This is a genomic window from Methylophaga marina, assembly GCF_030296755.1.
GTDB classification, from domain to species: domain Bacteria; phylum Pseudomonadota; class Gammaproteobacteria; order Nitrosococcales; family Methylophagaceae; genus Methylophaga; species Methylophaga marina.
The window spans coordinates 119,839-141,537 of the sequence record NZ_AP027741.1 but is presented as its reverse complement, the minus strand read 5'-3'; the positions used below and the strand labels follow the sequence as shown (position 1 = coordinate 141,537).

Below are 21,699 nucleotides of genomic sequence, written 5' to 3'. Positions count from 1 at the left end.
AATAATAACTATTAGTCGGAGAGAAATATTGGAACTGCAAGCAAAGGGCCGAGTTTGCCTTAAGAATAAACTCTGTCGCTGTTTATCTATCGCCACGATGAGCATGGTCGGTGCCATGTCAATCAATCATCTTGCCCTGGCAGAAGATAACGCAGCTGAACAAGTGAAACGTTATGACATTCCTGCTGGCCCTTTGGGCAAAGCCATCTCAAATTACGCAGCCGAAAATGGTGTGAGATTAACCTTTGACCCAGCCTTGGCAGAAGGAAAAGAAACCAAAGGTCTTCATGGTGAATATTCCGTTGAAGAAGGCTTTCAAAAATTATTAAACGACAGTGGCCTCGAAGCCATTGATGATACAGATGGCGGCTATTTTCTGGTGCCTGGTCAAGAAGAGTTACCTGCTTTGGGTGATGACCGCTTAATTCTGGACACCGTCCAAGTCAGAGCACAACGTTTTTATGAAGTAGGGCCATTGCCAGGTCTAGGCCTTACCAAAGAAGAAATTCCGGCCAATGTGCAAAGTATCTCGGCCAAAGAGATAAAAGAAGCACATTCATTAAGCATGACGGATTTGTTTAATACAAAACTACAAGGCGTCACGGTTAATGATTACCAAGGTAATCCATTCCAGATGGATATCCAATATCGTGGTTTTACGGCGGGACCACAAATAGGTACACCACAGGGCTTGAGTGTCTTTATCGACGGTATTCGGGTGAATGAACCGTTTGGCGATGTGGTGAACTGGGACATGATCCCCATGAATGCCATAGCTGGTGTGGAGCTATTTCCTGGGTCCAATCCTATCTTTGGTTTGAATACCTTAGGCGGTTCATTTGCCTTAAAAACCAAAGATGGCTTTAACAATACCGCTGCAGATGCTGAGGTGCTTGCTGGCTCATTTGGTCGTAAACAATTACAAATGGAAAATGGCTGGAACAACGGCACCATCGCCTTTTTCGGCGCGGCCAGTTTATTTGACGAAAATGGTTGGCGTGATAATTCTCCGAGTGAAGTGAATCAGTTATTCGGTAAAGCTAGTTATCGAGGTGACAAACTTGATTTACATTTCAGCACACTGATTGTTGATACTAATTTGGTCGGTAATGGGCTTATTCCAAGTGAAGAATATCGACAAGACAGGGAAGGAGTCTTTACCGCACCAGATACTACAGAAAATAGATTACAGCAGTTTCAGTTAGCTGGTGCTTATCAGGTAAACGATACGTTTAGTATTACGGGGCAGGTTTACCGTAGAACAAGTAGAAGAGATTCTCAAGGTGCAGATGTATACACAGATTTTGATAACCAGACAGTAAAAAGAAACCTTGCCCCTGGCGAAGAATATACCTGTCTTTATGAAACGACAAATGAATATAACTTACCAGATTACTACGTTATAGATTTACCCGGTGGCGACCCTTTCAGCTCACCAGATTATATTGATTTCGTGTTAAGCCCTACTATTGAAGATGCTTTTGCGACGCTTGATGCGAGTCAGTTCAATACAGCACTCCCAGATGAAGTGGTGGCATTGGCGCAGAGCTCAATAAACTTCTGGAAAAACTTTCAAGCAACTGAAATTTTTCAAGCTGCTAACGATACTGGAGCAGGGCCACAGCTACTTGATGAAGGGGATGAAACATCATATTCAAATAATGAACATTCCTACATATACAACGCTAAAGTTGATTTAACAGCGCTAAAAGATAGTGATCCTTTTGCATTTGCAGCAGGAGCTGAGGGGAGCTTCTATTATTACACCACTGATGGTGTTAAACATGTGATCCTACCCAAACTCCCAACTAACGCTGATACGTGTAAGGGCGATGCCGGCTCAAATGATACATTGGAAGTAGCAGGACCTGAAGGTGGTGTACAGACCGTTGATGGTGCTGCATATAGCCAAACCAATCCTGGTGTTGTAGATGGAACACCTACCGCAGTATTAACTGATAACACAATTGATCAAGTTACTGATGGTGTATCCATTCAACTCAACTGGAATACAGATAAACACAAATTCATGATTGGGGCGTCAGTCGATAGACCCACAGCGGAATATACCAGTACACAACAGTTAGGCCTTTTAACTGCAAACCGGGAGTTCTACTATGCTCCTGATGAAATTCGTGATCAGTATGTAGCGGCTGATGTACCAATTAGTAACAATAATTTTGAAGGGGAGCAATTAACGAAGAGTCTTTATTTCAGTGAAACCTGGAGTCCCGTTGAAACGTGGCATTTTAATGTTTCTGCGCGCTACAACGATACTCAAGGAGAAAACAGAATGAGGTCTAGAGAGTATGGTATCGCTTTTATTCCCAGCCTTGCTCAATTAGAAGCCTTTCCAGATTATTTTGACGTCTGTGCGCCGGGTGAGGATTGTCCAACAGGCTATGAAACACCAGACACAAGCAGCCTACTAAACGAAGAAGAAAAAGAATCATTTAGCTATTATTCGTTAAACCCCTCTTTTGGTGTCGCTTGGCAGGCAAGAGATGATTTAAATCTCTACGCTAATTTCTCACAAGGTGTGCGCGTTCCTTCCGTTATTGAGCTAGGGTGTGCATTGGATAAAACACCTGTTGGTTCGAAAGGAATTTATAGAAGTCTTATAGAAAACAGGACATGCTCACTACCTTCGACTCTCTCCGGTGACCCATATTTGCCTCAAATAAAAGCACAGACATTTGAAGTCGGTGTTAGAGGGGTAATAGATGATTATTTGCAATGGAATTTATCCGCCTATCAAACCAATATTAAAGATGATCTTTATCTGGTTTCCTATCCTGATAATCGTAACTTCTTTGACAATATTGGTTCAACACGTCGTCAAGGTATCGAGGCGGGATTCTCTGGTCAAAAAGGTAAATGGGCGTTTAGTGTTAACTACTCACTTACTGATGCCACATTTGAAGATAACTTTACTATTGCAGGCAATGACAATAGCAGTTCTTATGAGGACTTTGCCGGTAATTATAACTATAGCCGTTTAATTGATGTTGAAGCCGGTGCTCGCATGCCGGGCGTATCACTTCATAACCTTAACGCATCTGTCAACTACCAAGTTACCCCTAAATGGACCGTTGGCCTCACGGCTGTAGCTCATTCATCAAGTTATGTCAGAGGTAATGAAAATAATAAACACCGAGCAGGGCAGGTGATATACGAGACTGCTGAAATTTCCGGAACGCAAACACGCGTTGCTAGAAAAGCGACGAATAATCCAGGCAAGGTGCCGGGGTATATGGTGTTTAATTTCCAAAGTAATTATCAGCTCACCAAAAACTTCAGTGTCAATTTACTCGTAAACAATATCTTTGATAAAGAATACTTTTCAGCTGGCACGCTGGGACGCAATCCATTTACACCTGGCACCTATGGTGCTAGAGGGCCTGATGGCTACAACCACAACTCACTTGAATGGAACAGCACAAACTTCGTGGCGCCTGGTGCACCGAGAGCAGCTTGGGTCAGTGTTAGGTGGCTATTTGATTAAAAAATAAAAGATAGTCAAGTCATATACATGGAAGGAGAAAAAAGATGAAAAAATCTTAAATTAAAACTCGTAGTGTTAAGTACATTGATTTTTTTAGCTTCAGGTCAAGCAATGGCCGATTGGGAAAACTTGCCAGCAACGGGGGTGAGTGTTGGCAGTGATACCAGTGCTTATATTTTATGTAATCCAACGGGTAATTTTGGTTCTGGTTCTGCGTCTGGTGCTCCAGTGCAACCAACTTCAGTTACTGAAGCATGCGCTCTGTTACCAGCTACCGATGCAGCAGTTCCAGATTCTAATTTTACTGGCTTGAATAGAATACCAATTGGCAGTAAGACTCGTTCTATATATATGAATAATAGTTATACCAATTACACTGATATCAATATTGGCGTGATGCGAGAGTATGTATGGCGAAGACCAACTAATGATGGTTATGAATGTATCTATGGCATGAAAGTAACTATGAATTTTAATGATTACGATCTCAATCAACCCTACTCACAATTTTTTGAAATCAATGATTTAGCTAGAAAAGGCTGGAGTGGGAAGACGGTAAATGTTGCATACTCGACAGTTCCGACCTCTGCGGACCCAACCTATCGAATAGGTCGAACTTTTACTTCTATACAGCATAGTGCCGGAGTAAGTTACATCGCTCAACCTCCTGTTGGCTTAGACAGTAGTCCAGCCATCACTTCTACTCAAAAAGCGGATCTAAATAGCGATTGGATCGTTTTTACAACGCGTGCCGATGTGGTCTCCGGTATGCAATATGTGCGAACAGAGTGTTCAGCAAATGATTTGACGACAGCATCGGATGCTATCCGATTACGCCAAACTTCGAGAGATGGTCAACCACCAATTGAAATAGAAGTGGAAGGGTTTTTACCAAATTAGACAAACGATAACGGATTTGATTAGGGCAAATGTGACCGCCCTATATAAGGAATTCATCTTCAATCAACGGAAGTTTAAGACGCTCACCAAGATTGAAGTGAATAGGTGCTTCGGGCAGCCACAAATGCCCGTCTATTGTACACGGACGGAGAAAAATGATGAAAAACTTCAAATTAAAACTCGTAGTGTTAAGTACATTAAGTTGCTTAGCTTCAGGTCAAGCAATGGCTGATTGGGAAAATTTACCTGCTACAGGTGTAAGTGTGAGTGGTGGGACAAGCCCGTATATTTTGTGTAATACCACTGGTGATTTTGGTTCGGGCTCAGGGGCGAATGCACCAGTGCAGCCAAGCTCTATTTCAGACACTTGTGCGGTTCTACCTGCAAGCGATCCAACTGTGCCCGATTCCAATTTTACTGGAATTAGCAGAATCCCCGTGGTGAATAGAACATCATCCATTATTATGAATAACAGCTATACCAACAATAATGATGTTGATATCGGCACGTTACGCGAATATGTATGGAGAAGAGCTGTTGGTGGCAGCTATGAATGTATTTATGCAATGAAAGTGACACTGAAAGAGGCCGATTACAACGTGAATGAGTCTGGCACTCAAAATTTTGAAATTAATGATATGGCAAGAAAAGGCTGGTCTGGTAAAACGGTTGATGTGGCGTATTCAACTGTACCTGCTAATGCATCACCAACCTATCGTGTTGGAAGGACATTTACTGCAGTCCAGCATAGACCAGGGGATGTTGATCAACCTCTGACCGGTCTAGGCTCTAGCCCTGCAATCAATGGTCTCAATTCATGGCCGGGATCTGCTTCAGCTACACAGCAACAAGCTGATATTGATACTGACTGGATAGATTTTACCACTGATGCTAATTACAAAGATGATGATGGTAGTACTAATCCAGCCTCAGGTATGCAGTATGTGAGAACCTCATGCTCGAGTGGTTCATTCACTACATCAACAGATGCTATTCGTCTACGTCAGACATTCCAAGAACTCAATGGGGATGGTTCAAGTGACAATCCTTTCATTGAAATAGAAGTTGAAGGTACTTTGCCAAATTAATCTGGCTAAGTAGGGCACAGGTGACAACTTAATGTTGTCGCCTGCTGCATCAAAAAAGACTTTAATAATAAGGAATTATACATGGCTACTAAAATTTTTAACTCTACGGAAACGAGTTATACAGGTACCTCTGGTGATGATTTAATTGTAGGTAATGATCTTGGAAATACTATAGATGGTGCTGCTGGTGATGATGTCATTTACGGCGGTGCCGGGGATGATTTTATTATCGGTGGAACAGGCAGTGATGTTCTGATTGGTGCTGATGGTAATGACATTCTTGTTACAGGTTCTAGTGATGGCAGCAGCAATAATGGAAATAATATCGTTAGTGGTGGCAGTGGTGATGACACTATTTACACTGGTACAGGTGATGACATTATATCGGGTGGTAGTGAAAATGACTTAATCTATGCTGAAGGCGGAAATAATATTATTTCGGGTGGCAGTGGCAGCGATAATATTTCAACTGGCAATGGTGATGACATCATTGATGGTGGCACTGGTGATGATGACATTTATGCCGGTGACGGAAATGATATCTTATCAGGTGGTGCTGGCGCTGATTATATTGAAGGTCAGGGAAGTAGTGCTGGAGACGAGAGCGTCGATGGTAATGTTTATCACGTAACATCACAGGATATATTGCTAGGGGGAGATGGAAACGATACCTTTGTTGTCGGTGATGAGTTTGAAGAAGAAACGATCATCCAAGGTGGTGTTTCAGCTCAAGACCTTTCAGGCGATGCAGCAAGATACGTTGATTTGAACGAAGCTGAAGGTGAAGAAGGCGAAGAAGAGGAAGAAGAAGGCGAGGAAGAAGAAGGGCCTTTATTCGGTTTCGACACTGTTAACAATGAGTTTGTTGAAATTGAAGATCAGGAAATGTCAGAACAAGCTGAAACGGATGTTCGCTTGAATCTGGTTACTCGTCCTGGTTCGACTGAAATCAATACCGCTGCCTCTACCTTTGCAGGTTATAACGCTGTTGATACTTTGCAGTTTACAGAAAGCGGTGACTTTGATGAGTCTTTATCATTCTCTGGAATTGAGCGTCTTGAACTGGATAGTGGCGTTAATATCACCTTATCTTCTGAGCAGTTAGAAGACAATGCTGAGTCATTAAGCACTGGCTTCTTAAATCCTGGTCTGCAAATCCATGGTACGGCCGGTGGACCGAGCGAGTCAGTCACGGTTGAAATGGAGTTTGAAGAAGCTGAGTTTGAACCTGATGAAGATATCGTCGGTGCTGAGGAAGAGGAATATGACTACGCTGAGTTCTCTGTTGAGGAATTTGCAGTAGCGAATTTATTCCACAACGTTGACATGATCTACGATGCCAGTGAAGGTGAAGAAGGTAGCTTTACTCATGTTTATGGCGGCAATGAATCGGCTGGAGCGACTGAAACCGTTTATGGCAGTGCTGGTGTCGATTACGGTGTCATGAACGGTGGTAATGATACTTACTACGGTGGTGATGGTAATGATGTTTTAGTTGGCGGAAGCGGTGCAGATAGCCTGTACGGTGAAGACGGCGATGACATCTTTGAAATTGGTGGCTTTGGTTCAGGTACCTCAGGTACAACCTCTGCGGCTGATGATGGTACTCAGGAATGGATTGCTACTGGTGCTAATCACGATCTGATCGTGGGTGGTGACGGTGTCGATACATTACGCATTACCAGCGGTGTGGGTGCAGATACAAAAACTAATGGTACTGTTGTATTAAACGACGCTAATTTCCAAGGCATGGAAGTGGTTCAGGTGGGTGGTACGGTTGACCAACTGAATGTGGAAAATGATGCATTGCAAATGTTGAATGACCACTACTATTTCGCTGCCAATGGTACTGTCGATGACCTAAGCAATAGCCTGGGTAACAATGGCGGTACCATCGATAATGTCGTTGTGGATGCTTCTGGTGTCACTGCAAATGGTCTGCGTTTTGAAGGTAATGGTAATGACAATACCTTTATCGGTACCACGCAGGATGATGTGTTTGTAGGTAACGGCGGTAACGATACTCTGACTGGCGGTAACGGCGCGGATACGTTCGTGTTTGGTCAGGTCCATGAGCAAGTGGTCACAGGCGATGATGATGAAGTGCAAACGTATGTAGACACTGCATTTGATTTAACTGGTATCGATACCATTACTGACTTTGTGAGTGGGCTGGATACGATTGCCCTGAACATTGATCAGTTTACTTCTCTGACAGCAGGTAGTTTTACTGCTGATAATCTTGTTTGTAGTGTAGGTGCAGCTGCTGGTGATGCGAATGACTTCTTGTTATTCGACACATCAACCGGTGCATTGAGCTATGACGCTGATGGTAGTGGCGCTGGCGCTGCTGTGCAATTTGCGACTCTGACAGGTGTCACTTCATTAAGTGCATCTGACATTGACGTGTTTGCATAAAACGAATGGAGGGTGTGCCCATTGGGTACACCCTTTTTTCTTACCGGTCAGTCGTTGAGATTAATGTTATGTCAGAAGTGCTTATTCGTTTAAAAGAAAAACACCACCAAGCAGGGTTCACCTTGCTTGAATTATTGGTGGTGATGGTTATTGTCGGTTTGTTAGCCGGTTATGTCGGGCCGAAATATTTTGCCCAAATTGGTAAATCAGAAGTCAAAACAGCTCGTGCTCAGATTGAAGCACTGGGTAAAGCCTTAGATCAGTATCGTTTGGATGTAGGCCATTATCCAACCACAGAGCAAGGCTTAGCGGCATTAAATACCCCGCCGAACAATGAACGTAAGTGGCAGGGGCCTTACCTTAAAAAAGAAGTCCCAAGAGATCCGTGGGATAACCCGTATTTTTACCAGATGCCTGGCACACAAAGTCAATATTCTGAGTATGACATATGGTCTTTAGGCAGTGATGGTGCAAGCGGTGGCAATGATACGGCAGCTGATATTGTGAGCTGGCGTTAGGTTGCTGTCTGTATGATTTTTACCATGAAAGTTATCCATGATGGGGCTGTCAGACTGATAGAGATAGAAGCCGGTAACGAAAATCAGGCGCGTTCTCTGGCAGAGATGCAAGGCCACCACGTACTTTCAATTAACCAACATAAAAGTGGATCATTCAATCTTGGCTTACCACAGTTAAAAAAGCCAAATTCAATGTGATGCTGTTCAGCCAGGAATTACTCGCCTTGATTGAGTCAGGACTCAGTCTGGTTGAGGCGATAGAAGCCCTGGCCGAAAAAGAAACTCAGGCTGAATCTAAAGCAGTATTAAATCAAATTAAGGCTGCTTTATTTGATGGCCAACCTTTATCTTCTGCGCTGGAAAGTTTGCCAGAGGTATTTACACCTTTATATATAGCCTTGATTCGTTCCAGTGAACGCACGGGTGATATGGCGACAGCTTTAGGCCGTCATGTGACCTATCAGTCACAGATTGATGCGATGAAAAAGAAAATCGTCTCTGCCGCTATTTATCCCGTGTTACTGCTGGTCGTGGGCGGCCTGGTCGTGTTGTTTTTATTGGGCTATGTCGTACCGAAATTCAGCGTGATTTATGAAAGCACCAACGCCGATCTTCCCTGGTTATCTCAGCTATTACTGAGCTGGGGACAGTTATTACACAGTCATGGACGTGAGGCGTTTATGGTGTTTATCGCCAGTGTTGCCTTGTTGAGCTATGTCTTTAGCCGGGCATTTGTACGCCGTTTTATTATGGCGAAAGTCTGGCAAATTCCTAAACTGGGCGAAACGCTGAGAATTTACCAGCTTGCCCGTTTTTACCGAACATTAAGTATGTTGCTTCGCGGTGGTATTCCGCTGACCACGGCTATGCAGATGGTGTCATCCTTATTGCAGCCTTTATTACGCAGCAAATTAGCTTTAGTAGCGAACGATGTGAAAGAGGGTAAAACCTTATCCAGCGCCATGGAACAACATGGTATGACCACATCTATTTCTGTTCGTATGTTACGGGTCGGCGAACGCACAGGCCAGATGGGCGACATGATGGAACGCATTGGTGTTTTCTACGATGATGAAATTGCCCGCGCTGTGGAGTGGTTAACCAAATTACTTGAACCGGCATTGATGATCATTATTGGTCTGGTGGTCGGTTTGGTGGTGGTGTTGATGTATATGCCAATTTTTGAATTGGCAGGGAGTATTCAATGAATACGGCCTATCATGATATCACCCCAGAACAAACAGAGCCTGTTGTAGAAGCACTGACCGTTGAACAGCTGAATCAGGCGAAACAACTGGCACAGCAAAGCAAACAACCTTTGCTTAAGGTATTGGAAGAAGTCAGTGAGTTAAGCCCGGATGTGTTTGTGCAAGCACTCGGTTTATTAGTGCATTATCCGGTGTTTAGCATTTCTCAGCTTTATCAGTTACAGCCTGATTTTGATGTGGTGTCGTTTACTCAGGCAGAGAAAATTGGCTGCGTGGCAGTGCGTGATAGTCAAGATGTCTTATATCTGGTTCATGCGAATCCGTTTGAAGCCAATTTGTATTCCAAACTGGATTTGCTGGTGAGAGAACCTGCGACATGGACACTGGCTCACACCGAAGATTTAAATGTGTATCTCTCTCATCATGAAGCAAATATGCGTGCTTTGGGAGATGAAGTCTCCACACACCACCATGAACGACAAGATGATGAGCAGAGTATAGAAGATATCTCCTTACGCTCAATCAGCGAAGATACCAGCCCGATAGTGAAGTTTGTGCGTTCAACGCTATACGATGCCCTGAAAGCCGGCGCCAGTGATGTGCATCTGGAAACTGACCAAAACGGGCTGAAAGTGAAATACCGTATTGATGGGGTATTAAGTCATGTCGGTGGCATTCAGGGAATGGCTCAGGCAGAGCAAGTGATTTCCCGGGTTAAAGTCATGTCTGATCTGGATATTGCCGAGCGTCGTATCCCTCAGGATGGCCGCTTTAAAGTCATGGCACTGGGGCGAGAAATTGATTTACGTGTGTCGATTATGCCCAGTGTGTTGGGTGAAGATGCGGTTTTACGGGTTTTAGATAGACAGGCATTAAGTGAAGAAGCACAAGGCTTGAGTCTGGATATTTTGGGGTTTGCCCCAGATATCATGGCCCGGTTTCGTTTATTAGCTGAAGAGCCTTATGGCATGTTGCTGGTAACAGGCCCAACCGGTAGCGGTAAAACCACCACGCTGTACGGCATTATTTCTGAGATTAACCACGGCACAGACAAAATTATCACCATTGAAGACCCGGTTGAATACCAATTACCCGGTGTCTTACAAATCCCTGTGAATGAGAAAAAAGGACTGACCTTTGCTAAAGGGTTACGTTCTATTCTGCGTCACGACCCCGACAAAATCATGGTCGGTGAGATTCGTGATGGTGAAACTGCACAAATTGCCGTGCAATCAGCATTGACCGGTCACTTGGTACTCACCACCGTGCATGCCAACAATGTGTTTGATGTGATTGGCCGTTTTACCAATATGGGCGTTGACCCTTATAACTTTGTGTCAGCGATGAATGGCATTCTGGCTCAGCGACTGGTGCGGGTGAATTGCCCACATTGCCTGACTGAGGATAAACCCGATGCGGCACTGGTTGAAAAGTCTGGTCTAACGCCTGAACAAATAAAAGACTTTCAGTTTAAAAAAGGTCAGGGCTGTGGCCAGTGCCACGGTTTGGGTTTCAAAGGCCGTAAAGCGATTGCCGAATTATTGTGCTTTAACGATGAAATTCGCGAAATGATTGTGACCCGAGAGCCGGTACGCAAAATCAAAGAAGCAGCTTATGCCAATGGCACCAGAACGATGCGTGAAGCGGCATTATTACTGGTGAAAAATGGTGAAACGACGCTGGAGGAGATTAATCGTGTTACCACACTGGCTTAGCATCATGACCGACGAGCTGAATGTGTGTATTCGGCCTAATAGTCTTGTTATCAGAAGCTTTCAAGGTGTGGCTGGTAAAACACGTTGTGTTGATCAACAGAAAATCATGTTCAAAAAGGCTATCGACCACATGGATGTGGACGTGGCTTATCTTGCCAAGGTTTTACAGACAACACTTAGTCAGGACCGCTGGCAGGCAAAAACAGCGCGTATTGTCCTAGCCAATAGTTTTGTGCGTTATGCCGTGCTGCCCTGGAATCCGGCGATTAAGACCAAGGAAGAAAAGCAGGGGTATTTACAGCATTTGTTTGTCAGCATGTATGGCGATGTGGTGAAAAGCTGGAATAAAACATCGAGCCCGGCTGGGTTTGGACAGTCTGCTGTTGCCAGCGCAATACCCACACCACTTATTCAAACCATTGATGCAGTGTTTTCCACATTGGCCATCAAACTTGTTTCTGTTCAGCCGTATCTGATGTCGGTGATGAATGAGGCTATCAGCGTCATTAAAGATCAGCAGTTACAAACTTTGTGCTGGCTGACCGTGGTCAGTGATGGCCGTTTATGTCTGGGCTTGATGGCAGAAGGTCAGTGGATGTGGCTTAAAAATGTGCAGCAGGAAAGTGATGTGATTGGCCAGATTGAACTGCTGATAGAGCGTGAGCGTTTGGTGAATAGCGAGTTCGATAAAGCGCTACAACAGCGTTATGAGCAACCCATGTTATTACACTGGCCCGATATCTCATCATCCAGTGCAATAAAAATAGCGACATATCGCGTTATCCGTCTGCCATCGTCAAAACTGTTTGCCAATGAACAGCCTGACACTCAGGTCACGAGGTTAATTGCCTCATGAAAACGATACAGCTAAATCACAGTTTGCAGCCATCCGTACAAAAGCCGGTAGCGTCATTTTTATTATTTGTCGCTGTTTTGCTGGTAATGCTGAGTTTGTTCTTTTTACAGCAGAGTAATGCACGGCTGTCTGAATTACATCAAGAAAAAGCGGCTTACACCAAAACCACACAATTGACGGTTGCAACAGAGCCACTAACTGAACGTGAACAAGCTGAACTGGATGCCGTGAATGTCGCCATTAACGAGATTATCCGCCCATGGCCACAGTTGTTTTATGCATTGGAAGAATCCCGGCTCGACAGCATTCAATTGGTGGCTATTGAGCCAAATGTAAAAAATAAAACTGTGCAGATTATTGCTATCACCTCACCGGTGGATGAGATTCTGGCCTATATCAGCAACCTTAAACAGCAGGCCATTGTGAGCTCGGTGAGTTTGGTATCCACCGAATCGGTAAGGCTGAATGGCAAAGAAGCCACACAGTTTGAATTATTAGTGACATGGTAGGACGCTGATGCAAAAAGTCATGATGCAACATTACGGACAATGGCTGCTCTATCAGCTTCGGCAGTGGGGCTGGCAAGGCCATCTGGCGGTCGCCTTACTACTAGCGAGCCTGATGATGGTATGGATGACTCAGGCTAATGATCAGCAGGCTGAGCAACTGCGCTTAACGATTGACGATCTGGCGCAACATACCCCCGTTGATATTCAACCCGAACCACGTTCTACACATATAACACAGCGCTTTTATCAGGCATTGCCAGTTCAAAAAGACGCTAATCAGAAAATTGCTGATGTATTAAACGTGATTGAACAACATGGCTTAAGACTCGACCGTTCAGATTATTCAACACGCGAAGTACCCGAATCAAGCATGGTGCTTTATCACATCAAATTTCCGTTGGAAGGCTCGTATCCTGCCATTCGTAATGTAGTGACGGAAATCATGAACCGTCAGCAAAGCATGGCCTTAAACCATATTAATTTTAAGCGCGACAATATGCGTAGCGAGCAGGTGAAAGCCAATATCGAATTGGTGCTCTACACAAAAGCGGAAGGTCACCGCTGATGCTGAAGCTAAAAGATAATCTTGTGTGGGTCGGCTTAGCACTGACATTGCTTTTGGTGGTGTTTGTAGAAATGCAGGATGAGCCGGATAACAGCGTGACAGATGTTGTTGTGGTGGCCCCGGATCATGTGCAAACACATTCTGTTCAAACTCAGGATAGGCAAACACAAATCATTAAGTCACAAGCTATTCAACCACAAACCTTAGCTATTACTGAGCCTGCTAATAACAGCGAATTTGTGTTAAGAAAAAAATCATTGATGTCCCCGTCAATGTATTTGCATTACCTAAACCAAAACAGGAAAGCCAGCCTGTCGCCGTAGCTCCCAGAGCACCGGTAACGCCTGTTAACCCATATACCTATGTCGGCAAGCTGATTGAAGATGGAGAAATGCGTGTATTTCTGACCAATGGACGTGACAACTACGTTGTGCGGGCAGGCGATACATTGGAAGAGGTGTGGCAGGTAAAAGCAATTCATTCAACAGAAATGATTTTACTCAACTTACCAACACAGACACAGATTCTTGTGGCAATTGGAGCAGTACTTTGAGAGTAGTTAAGGATAAACGGGGTTCAAGAGTCATTAGACGTTCGGTCTTGTTAGTGGCTTTGGCATGTTTACAAAGCTGCAGCAGCATGCAGGCAACGCAACAACAGCAACAAACGAATGCTGATTTTATAGATGCAAAACGTCTGATTGCCTATGGTCAGGTAGATGAAGGCATCAACAAATTAAAGCAGTTAACCACGCAATATCCACTCAATCCCGAATATCGTAATACCTTAAAACTCCAGCAGGAGATGAAAATAGCCGGGCTACTTCAATCCGCTCATGCGGCGCTGGATAATCAGCAACCTTTAGAGGCTGAAGCCATATTTAACCAAGTACTGGCCTTGGCACCGGAAAATCAACGGGCTTTAAACGGCCTGAAAAAAGTGGCGATTGCACAAAAGCACGAAAGCATTATGCAAAGTGCTGAACAGGCTTTTAAAAAAGACGACTTTGATACAGCGCGTAACCTGGTTCGTCTGGTGCTGGCTGAAGACTCGACCAATGAAGCCGCCAGGCAATTATTTGAAAAACTTGATGAACAGGCCATTGAGAAAGTCACTACGGTGCCACACATCAAATCGGCATTTAAAAAGTCGGTCAGTCTGGAATTTAACAATGCACCTATCAAGTCGGTGTTTGAGTATATCGGCAAGGCAGGGGATTTAAATTTCACCTTCGATCGTGAACTCAGTGATGCCATGCAAACCAGCATTATGTTGCGTGATACACCCATTAAAGAAGCGATTGATACCATCCTGACCACCAATCAATTAGGTAAAAAAATCCTTAATGAAAACACCATTCTGATTTATCCCTTAAGCCGGAGTCAGGAATATGAGGAGTTATATGTACGCAGCTTTTATCTGAACAATATGGATGCCAAACAAGCCTTGGCACTGCTGCAAACTGTACTGAAAGTGGAAGATGTCTACGTTGATGAAAAGCTGAATACGCTGGTGATGCGAGACAGTCTGGCGTCAATAAAAACCGCTGAAAAACTGATTGCATCACAGGATTTGGTTGAACCGGAAGTGATGCTGGAAGTGGAGGTGATGGAAGTTAATCGGCGAAACCTGGAAGAGATTGGCATTCGTTATCCAACCAATGTCGCGCTCGGTGTGCGTGGTGAAGATGATGTTGATGGTCGCCTGACCTTAGCCGAGCTGAAAGAATTCAATTCTGGAATGGGGGTGTTCACGGTAACGGATCCGGTGTTGGCGTTGAATCTGATGCAAAAAGACACAGATACAAACTTGTTAGCTAACCCGAAAATACGAGTGAAAAACCGGGATAAAGCCAAGATCCATGTTGGCGACAAAGTGCCGGTCTTAACCAGTGTGTCGAACTCAACTGGCTTTGTTTCTCAGTCAGTCAGTTACATCGAAGTGGGTATCAAACTGGAAGTGGAACCGATTATTCAGATTCAGAATCAGGTCTCCATTAAGGTCAAACTGGAAGTCAGTAATATTATCGACCAAATCACCTCCAGCAGTGGGGTAGTGGCGTATTCCATTGGCAGCCGTAATGCTGATACCACCTTGTCATTAAAGGATGGGGAAACGCAGATTCTGGCAGGGCTATTCAAAGATGATGAGACCAATACCGACTACAAAGTACCGGGCTTGTCGGGCTTACCATTCATTGGTCGTTTCTTTACTGACAAGAATAAAGACAGACAGAAAAATGAGATTGTCTTACTGATTACGCCACGCATTCTGCACAACATCGTACCGGCCAATTCAGTCTATACCGCATTTCCATCTGGTATTAACCATTCTGCGAAAAACAGGCAGGGTCAGTACGCAATGCCACAAGCTCAGCCTCAGCCAGCCTATCAACCATCGTATTCATCAGCACCACCACCTGTGGTACCAACGGATGACGAAAAACAACGTGACAATGCCAAGACGGCACAGGAATTTGCTGATCAAATCCTGCAAACAGATAGTTACGGAGGCATGTAAGCACCATGTCTCAGCGTAGTACACAGCATGGTTTTACACTGATTGAACTTTTGGTAGCGCTCACCTTATTGGCGCTGATAGTCAGCTCGGCAGCCCCATTAGTGCAACTCAGTGCACAGCGAAATAAAGAGCAGGAATTGAAGCGGGCATTATGGCAAATCCGCGATGCGATTGATGACTACAAACAGGCTGTTGATGATGGCCGCATCAAGCTTTCGGATGACGCATCGGGTTATCCGGAAAGCCTGCAAATCTTGGTTGACGGTGTCGAAGATGCCCAAGATCCGGAACACAAAAAAATCTATTTCCTCAGACGTATTCCACGTGATCCGTTTGCCAGTGACCCTGACTTAAGCAATTCCGAAACCTGGGGATTACGCAGTTATGAAAGTTCGTTTGATGACAAGTCTGCCGGCGAGGATGTGTACGACGTGTATTCACTATCCAATGGAATGGGTATTAATCAACAGCCATACAGGGAATGGTAATGAAAACGAACAAAGGCTTTACCTTAATTGAAATATTAGTGGTGCTCACTATTATCGCGATTTTATTGAGTCTGGTGGCACCCCGATATTTTGCTTCCATCGACCGCTCAAAAGAAAAAGTGCTGCGTCATGACTTGATCGTCATGCGTAGTGCCATTGATCAGTATGTCGCTGACAGAAATGCCTATCCAGATACGTTAGAACAATTAGTTGAAGGACGCTATTTACGAGAAGTCCCGGTGGACCCCATCACGGATCGTCGTGATACCTGGGTATTTACCCCACCTAAAGACAGTTATTACGAAGGCGAGATTGCCAATGTCTATAGCGGTTCGGAATTGATGTCATCAGAAGGCACTCCGTATGCCGAATGGTAAGCAACAAGGATTTATCTTGCTTGGCATGCTGTGTTTGCTGGTGATAGCAGGTTATGCATTAACACAGGCAAGTACGCGCTGGAGTGATGTGGTTCAGCGGCAGCGAGAACAGGAGTTATTAAAAGTGGGTGACGCTATTCGCAAAGCCATTGGCCGTTATTACAACGCCACACCCGGTGTCGTGAAACAGTACCCGCCCAATCTGGAAGCTCTGTTGTATGACGACCGGTTTCCAACGCCACAACGTTATCTCAGAAAACTGTATATCGATCCTATGACGCAACGTGAAGGCTGGGGCATTGTCGTCGCCCCCAGTGGCGGAGTGATGGGGATTAATAGTCTGTCAGGTGAAAAACCATTCAAACAGAAGAATTTCAGGCCTATCTATCAGGAGTTTGAGGATAAGGATTATTACGCAGAGTGGTTTTTTGTTTACGTAGAAGACTATCGCTCATAAGAGAGAACTTCTCTAGTTATACGCAAGAAAAATGAAGGTGAATAAGGTGAAAAAGCCGTTAAAAACTACCAGGAATGAAATCGCCGAGTCATTGCTCGCCTTTAAATCTGTCTTTATTACGGTCGGTGTGTTCAGTGCTATTTTGAATATTCTGATGCTGACGCCGTCATTGTATATGCTGCAGGTCTATGACCGGGTGTTGACCAGTCGTAATGAATCGACTTTATTAATGTTAACGGTGATGGTGGTTGGCGCCTACCTGGTGTTAGGCGGCCTGGAGTTTGTTCGTAGTTTTGTGTTAATTCGCGTCTCAGCCAAGCTGGATATGATGCTCAATAAACGCGTCTACACCGCGGCGTTTGAGCAAAGTCTAAAAAGAGCCGGTGTGAATGCCGGTCAGTTTCTGCAAGACCTGACCAGTATTCGGCAATTTATGAGTGGTAATGCCTTATTCGCCTTTTTTGATGCACCGTGGTTTCCGATATACATCTTCATCATCTTTTTGTTTGATACCTCCTTGGGCTTGTTTGCTTTATTTGGTTCATTGACGCTGATTGCGTTGGCGATTGCCAATGAACGGTTATCTAAAAAGCCATTAGCAGAAGCGAACGAAGCCTCTATCGCCGCAAATAATCTGGCTACCAATAATCTACGTAATGCTGAAGTGATTGAAGCGATGGGCATGCTGCCGAATCTGATGTCACGCTGGTACAAATTGCAGTGTCGATTCCTGTTATTACAAGGTGATGCCAGTGAAAAGTCAGGCGTGGTATCGGCTATCAGTCGTTTTGTTCGCTTGTCATTACAGTCATTAATTCTAGGATTGGGCGGTTTATTAGTGCTTGAAGATAAAATCACTCCCGGCATGATGATTGTTGCCTCTATTTTAATGGGCCGTGCACTCAGCCCAGTAGAACAATTAATGAGTGTCTGGAAAACATGGAGTGGGGCAAAAAGTGCCTATGGCCGCATTAATGAACTACTGACAGCGAATCCGGCACGTGATGTGAATATGCCTTTACCCAAACCTCAGGGGCTGGTGACAGTAGAAGCCATTACCGTGATACCGGCAGGTGGCACAGTGCCTACCATCAGAAATGTCAGTTTTTCGATTGCACCAGGTGACGTACTTGGCATTATTGGGCCCAGCGGTGCAGGTAAATCCACGCTGGCTCGCGCGCTTGTCGGCATTGCACCGACAGCTGCTGGTCATGTGCGTCTGGACTCGGCTGATATTTTCCAATGGAATAAACATGAGCTTGGTCCTCATATTGGTTATTTACCGCAAACCATTGAACTGTTTGCTGGCACTGTCAGCGAGAACATTGCCCGCTTTGGTGAAGTGAACCCAAATAAGGTCATTGCAGCCGCACAGCAGGCTGGCGTGCATGACATGATTTTACGATTACCTGAAGGTTATGACACTCGCCTAGGTGATGATGGCGCTGGACTTTCAGGCGGTCAGAAACAACGTTTGGGTTTAGCACGAGCGATTTATGACGACCCTGCCTTGTTGGTATTGGATGAGCCGAATTCTAATCTTGATGAAACGGGTGAGAAGGCACTGGTTGCCGCAGTAAAACGACTGCAACAACGTGGCAAAACCATCGTGATGATCACCCATCGTTCTAATGCTTTAGCCGCGACGAATAAATTATTACTGTTAGTTGAGGGCACAGCACAGCTATTTGGCCCCACCAAGGAGGTCATGACGGCACTGGCCAATAAACAGAATGGCAAAACCCCCACTGTCAAAGCAACATCGGCGGCCTAACAATGAGTGAAACCATGAGCACAACACAGTCTGAACCCCAATATGAGCAACCTGATGCTGTTAGCAAAACCATCAGTACGGACATTAAAAAATATACCCGCATGGGGTGGTTAATCGTACTGGCCGGGTTTGGTGGATTTCTCATCTGGGCTTTATTGGCCCCTTTGGATAAAGGGGTGCCGTTAAATGGCAAAGTCTCTGTCGCCACCAATAAAAAGGCGGTGCAATATCAAAATGGGGGCACAGTCGATGCCATCCTGGTAAAAGAAGGCTCGAAAGTTAAAGCAGGTGATGTCTTGGTCAGAATGAACAATGTTCAGGCTAAAGCTGATGCAGAAACCAACCGGGTGCAGTATTACATTGCTAAAGCCACTGAAGCACGACTGATTGCAGAACGAGACGATCAAGATCAGATTGTGTTTCCAGCCATGTTATCGGATATGTCAGATAACCCGCGGGTGATGAGTTATCTGGAAACACAGAAAGAGGTGTTTTTATCACGCCGAAATACCTTACATAGTGAGTTATCTGCCATTAGTGAAAATATTAATGGTTTGATCTCACAAACGAAGGGTTTACAAGCCTCGCGTAAAAATAAAGAAGAACAACTGACCTATATCAATGAACAACTGGAAGGGATTCGTGAGTTAGAAAAAGAAGGGTATGTGGCCCGTAACCGTCTACTGGAACTGGAGCAAACGGCGGCACAAATCAATGCCACCATTTCAGAAGATATTGGCAATATCGCCCGTGCTCAAAGTCAAGTGAGTGAACTAAAGCTAAGTCGCTTACGACGCCAACAGGAATATAAAGAGCAAGTCAGAGAGCAGCTTTCTGAGGTACAAAAACAAGTGGATGCCTTGGCAAGCCAGTTAACTGGTCTGGATTATGACCTTGAAAAAGTACTGGTCAGGGCACCGGCATCCGGCATTGTCGTAGGCTTAAAAGTCTTTACTGAAGGTGCGGTGGTCGCGCCTGGTTTTAATATGATGGACATTGTGCCTAGCGAAGATTCGCTGGTGGTTGAAGGGCAATTACCGGTGCATTTGATTGATAAAGTGCGTGCTGGTTTACCCGTAGAGCTGATGTTTACCGCGTTTAATCGAAACCTGACGCCACATGTACCGGGAGAGGTCACTCAGATATCGGCAGATCGTTTGATTGATGAGATAACCGGTGAGCCATATTACCAGTTGATCGCCAAGGTCTCGCCTGAAGGTATTGAGATGATGCCTGATTTGACCGTGAAGCCTGGTATGCCGGTCGAGATGTTTGTCAAAACAGGTGAGCGTACCATGATGAATTATTTGCTCAAACCGTTTATTGACCGCCTGAAACTATCCATGACTGAAGAGTAACTGAGTATGAAGTTATGGATGAAATCGCTATGTGGTGTTGCACTCGGATTGTTATCGACGTGTCAGGCTCAGGCGCTAGATTTAGTCGAAGCCTATACGCTGGCGCGAGCGAATGACCCCACCTTTAAGGCGGCGTATCACGCCTATCAGGCTGGTAAAGAATACAAAACCTTGGGACGAGCCAATTTATTACCGATGGTAACTGCCAGTTATTCCCGGTTTCGAAATGATGCGGATATCGAGTATCAAAACAGTCTATTCAGCCGAACTGAAGAACGTGAATATAACAGTGAAACCGCCTCCGTTCAGTTACGGCAGCCATTGATTAACTTTGATGCGTATGCACGTTACAAACAAGGACTGGCACAGACCTCAATGAGTGAACAAGAGTTTGCCATACGTGATCAGGAACTGATCTTACGGGTATTTAATCGCTATGCAGCCGTTTTGTATGCGAAAGATATGTTGTCACTGGCTGAACGTAAAAAAGCCGCTTATGAAGAACAGATGCAGGCCAATTTGGTGATGTATAAACATGGCGAAGGCACCAAAACCGATATCCTGGAATCACAAGCGAGATATGATTTGGCTGACGCGGATATTGTAGAAGCCAGAGATAATGTCAGCGATGCTCAGGCAGCCTTGGATCAAATTTTGGGCAGAACTACACGGGATATTGATCCCTTGATCGATAACTTTACGTTGCTGCCGTTGAATACCGAGGATTTATCCGAATGGGAAGCGGTGGCGTTACAGAATAATGTCGAACTCAACATTCAACGCTATGCCGTTGAGGTGGCCCAGCAAGAGCTAAAACGCAGCCAGGCGGGACATTTACCCACGCTTGATGCTGTTGCCAGTTGGAATAACAATACCTCGGATACCACCAATACCTACAATCAAGAAGCCACTATTCGTTCTGTTGGTTTACAAGTGACGGTGCCGATTTTCTCAGGTGGCGCGACCTCTGCTCGTGTGCGTCAATCACAAGCCAATTTATACAGGGCTAAAGAGCAGTTTGATGAGACCGCAAACAAAGTCACACTAGAATTACAGCAGCAGTTTAATCTGGTTTCTAATGCCAAACGAAAACTAAAAGCCTACAGAACCGCCGTTAACTCGGCAGAGTTACTGGTTCATGCTACCAAAAAAAGCATCAAAGGCGGCACCCGTACCAATGTCGATGTGCTTAATGCCGAGAGTCAGTTATTTGAAGCCAAAGCCGATTTATTGCTAGCCCGTTATAACTATTTACAAAGCTACCTGAATTTCAAAAAAACAGCAGGGACATTGGTGTTTGATGATCTTGAGGATGTCTCATCACGTTTCCAAGGACGGTAAGAACATAAGCTTAGCGCTGAGAAAAAAGACTTAGAAATATATGCCTTGTAAAAAAATGTAAAAAAAATGTCACTTTTTCATTTTCGATTGGCATATAGAGTA

20 protein-coding genes are annotated in these 21,699 nt (G+C 44.7%); all 20 read left to right on the top strand.

From position 1 onward, the window contains the following. The first annotated feature begins 28 nt into the window (after positions 1–28). The 20 genes from QUE24_RS00695 (at position 29) to QUE24_RS00600 (ending at position 21,597) form a co-directional block, all read left to right on the top strand. Positions 29–3,505, top strand: a complete 3,477-nt coding sequence (locus tag QUE24_RS00695; RefSeq protein ID WP_286304790.1) for a TonB-dependent receptor — start codon at positions 29–31, stop codon at positions 3,503–3,505. A gap of 111 nt (positions 3,506–3,616) precedes the next feature. Next, a complete protein-coding gene (locus QUE24_RS00690) occupies positions 3,617–4,405 on the top strand; it encodes a hypothetical protein (protein WP_286304789.1) in 789 nt (262 codons plus the stop codon). Positions 4,406–4,560: 155 nt separating this feature from the next. Further along, positions 4,561–5,493 carry a hypothetical protein gene (locus tag QUE24_RS00685; protein ID WP_286304788.1) on the top strand — a complete coding sequence of 311 codons (933 nt, stop codon included), beginning with the start codon at positions 4,561–4,563 and terminating at the stop codon, positions 5,491–5,493. Positions 5,494–5,574: 81 nt separating this feature from the next. Further along, entirely contained in the window at positions 5,575–7,911 is a 2,337-nt protein-coding gene (locus QUE24_RS00680; RefSeq protein ID WP_286304787.1) for a calcium-binding protein, read from the top strand. Positions 7,912–7,979: 68 nt separating this feature from the next. Further along, positions 7,980–8,429, top strand: a complete 450-nt coding sequence (gene gspG / locus QUE24_RS00675; protein ID WP_286304786.1) for a type II secretion system major pseudopilin GspG — start codon at positions 7,980–7,982, stop codon at positions 8,427–8,429. A gap of 24 nt (positions 8,430–8,453) precedes the next feature. Then, a complete protein-coding gene (locus QUE24_RS00670; protein ID WP_286304785.1) occupies positions 8,454–8,627 on the top strand; it encodes a hypothetical protein in 174 nt (57 codons plus the stop codon). Beyond that, on the top strand, positions 8,627–9,637 hold the full coding sequence (locus QUE24_RS00665; RefSeq protein ID WP_286306145.1) for a type II secretion system F family protein: 1,011 nt from the start codon (positions 8,627–8,629) through the stop codon (positions 9,635–9,637). The genes QUE24_RS00670 and QUE24_RS00665 overlap by 1 nt, the downstream gene beginning before the upstream one ends. Continuing rightward, the gene (locus tag QUE24_RS00660) at positions 9,634–11,352 is read left to right on the top strand and encodes a GspE/PulE family protein (RefSeq protein WP_286304784.1); all 1,719 of its coding nucleotides are present in this window, start codon (positions 9,634–9,636) and stop codon (positions 11,350–11,352) included. Before QUE24_RS00665 ends, QUE24_RS00660 begins: the two co-directional genes overlap by 4 nt. Then, complete coding sequence (locus QUE24_RS00655; RefSeq protein ID WP_286304783.1) at positions 11,333–12,208, top strand: hypothetical protein; 876 nt, start codon at positions 11,333–11,335, stop codon at positions 12,206–12,208. The genes QUE24_RS00660 and QUE24_RS00655 overlap by 20 nt, the downstream gene beginning before the upstream one ends. Continuing rightward, positions 12,205–12,717, top strand: a complete 513-nt coding sequence (locus tag QUE24_RS00650) for a hypothetical protein (RefSeq protein WP_286304782.1) — start codon at positions 12,205–12,207, stop codon at positions 12,715–12,717. The genes QUE24_RS00655 and QUE24_RS00650 overlap by 4 nt, the downstream gene beginning before the upstream one ends. A gap of 7 nt (positions 12,718–12,724) precedes the next feature. Beyond that, positions 12,725–13,282 (top strand): hypothetical protein, encoded by a 558-nt coding sequence (locus QUE24_RS00645; protein WP_286304781.1) that lies wholly within the window; start codon positions 12,725–12,727, stop codon positions 13,280–13,282. After that, a complete protein-coding gene (locus QUE24_RS00640; protein ID WP_286304780.1) occupies positions 13,282–13,605 on the top strand; it encodes a hypothetical protein in 324 nt (107 codons plus the stop codon). The genes QUE24_RS00645 and QUE24_RS00640 overlap by 1 nt, the downstream gene beginning before the upstream one ends. 68 nt (positions 13,606–13,673) lie before the next feature. Continuing rightward, positions 13,674–13,835 (top strand): hypothetical protein, encoded by a 162-nt coding sequence (locus tag QUE24_RS00635; protein WP_286304779.1) that lies wholly within the window; start codon positions 13,674–13,676, stop codon positions 13,833–13,835. Positions 13,836–13,921: 86 nt separating this feature from the next. Continuing rightward, complete coding sequence (locus QUE24_RS00630; protein WP_286304778.1) at positions 13,922–15,802, top strand: secretin GspD/PilQ domain-containing protein; 1,881 nt, start codon at positions 13,922–13,924, stop codon at positions 15,800–15,802. Positions 15,803–15,807: 5 nt separating this feature from the next. After that, positions 15,808–16,290 carry a type II secretion system protein gene (locus QUE24_RS00625; RefSeq protein ID WP_286304777.1) on the top strand — a complete coding sequence of 161 codons (483 nt, stop codon included), beginning with the start codon at positions 15,808–15,810 and terminating at the stop codon, positions 16,288–16,290. Next, on the top strand, positions 16,290–16,667 hold the full coding sequence (locus QUE24_RS00620; RefSeq protein WP_286304776.1) for a type II secretion system protein: 378 nt from the start codon (positions 16,290–16,292) through the stop codon (positions 16,665–16,667). The genes QUE24_RS00625 and QUE24_RS00620 overlap by 1 nt, the downstream gene beginning before the upstream one ends. Then, positions 16,654–17,124: a type II secretion system protein gene (locus tag QUE24_RS00615; protein ID WP_286304775.1), complete on the top strand. Its 471-nt coding sequence runs from the start codon at positions 16,654–16,656 to the stop codon at positions 17,122–17,124. The genes QUE24_RS00620 and QUE24_RS00615 overlap by 14 nt, the downstream gene beginning before the upstream one ends. A 46-nt stretch (positions 17,125–17,170) precedes the next feature. Beyond that, positions 17,171–18,898 carry a type I secretion system permease/ATPase gene (locus tag QUE24_RS00610; protein ID WP_286304774.1) on the top strand — a complete coding sequence of 576 codons (1,728 nt, stop codon included), beginning with the start codon at positions 17,171–17,173 and terminating at the stop codon, positions 18,896–18,898. Between the two features lie 14 nt (positions 18,899–18,912). Further along, a complete protein-coding gene (locus tag QUE24_RS00605) occupies positions 18,913–20,256 on the top strand; it encodes an HlyD family type I secretion periplasmic adaptor subunit (RefSeq protein ID WP_286304773.1) in 1,344 nt (447 codons plus the stop codon). Between the two features lie 6 nt (positions 20,257–20,262). Beyond that, on the top strand, positions 20,263–21,597 hold the full coding sequence (locus tag QUE24_RS00600; protein ID WP_286304772.1) for a TolC family outer membrane protein: 1,335 nt from the start codon (positions 20,263–20,265) through the stop codon (positions 21,595–21,597). Positions 21,598–21,699: the final 102 nt, after the last annotated feature.

Coding starts and splice junctions, on each gene's coding strand:
- QUE24_RS00690 (WP_286304789.1), top strand. CDS start 3,617: ATGGCCGATTGGGAAAACTTGCCAGCAACGGGGGTGAGTGTTGGCAGT.
- QUE24_RS00685 (WP_286304788.1), top strand. CDS start 4,561: ATGATGAAAAACTTCAAATTAAAACTCGTAGTGTTAAGTACATTAAGT.
- QUE24_RS00680 (WP_286304787.1), top strand. CDS start 5,575: ATGGCTACTAAAATTTTTAACTCTACGGAAACGAGTTATACAGGTACC.
- gspG (WP_286304786.1), top strand. CDS start 7,980: ATGTCAGAAGTGCTTATTCGTTTAAAAGAAAAACACCACCAAGCAGGG.
- QUE24_RS00670 (WP_286304785.1), top strand. CDS start 8,454: ATGAAAGTTATCCATGATGGGGCTGTCAGACTGATAGAGATAGAAGCC.
- QUE24_RS00665 (WP_286306145.1), top strand. CDS start 8,627: ATGCTGTTCAGCCAGGAATTACTCGCCTTGATTGAGTCAGGACTCAGT.
- QUE24_RS00660 (WP_286304784.1), top strand. CDS start 9,634: ATGAATACGGCCTATCATGATATCACCCCAGAACAAACAGAGCCTGTT.
- QUE24_RS00650 (WP_286304782.1), top strand. CDS start 12,205: ATGAAAACGATACAGCTAAATCACAGTTTGCAGCCATCCGTACAAAAG.
- QUE24_RS00645 (WP_286304781.1), top strand. CDS start 12,725: ATGCAAAAAGTCATGATGCAACATTACGGACAATGGCTGCTCTATCAG.
- QUE24_RS00640 (WP_286304780.1), top strand. CDS start 13,282: ATGCTGAAGCTAAAAGATAATCTTGTGTGGGTCGGCTTAGCACTGACA.
- QUE24_RS00635 (WP_286304779.1), top strand. CDS start 13,674: ATGCGTGTATTTCTGACCAATGGACGTGACAACTACGTTGTGCGGGCA.
- QUE24_RS00630 (WP_286304778.1), top strand. CDS start 13,922: ATGCAGGCAACGCAACAACAGCAACAAACGAATGCTGATTTTATAGAT.
- QUE24_RS00625 (WP_286304777.1), top strand. CDS start 15,808: ATGTCTCAGCGTAGTACACAGCATGGTTTTACACTGATTGAACTTTTG.
- QUE24_RS00620 (WP_286304776.1), top strand. CDS start 16,290: ATGAAAACGAACAAAGGCTTTACCTTAATTGAAATATTAGTGGTGCTC.
- QUE24_RS00615 (WP_286304775.1), top strand. CDS start 16,654: ATGCCGAATGGTAAGCAACAAGGATTTATCTTGCTTGGCATGCTGTGT.
- QUE24_RS00605 (WP_286304773.1), top strand. CDS start 18,913: ATGAGCACAACACAGTCTGAACCCCAATATGAGCAACCTGATGCTGTT.
- QUE24_RS00600 (WP_286304772.1), top strand. CDS start 20,263: ATGAAGTTATGGATGAAATCGCTATGTGGTGTTGCACTCGGATTGTTA.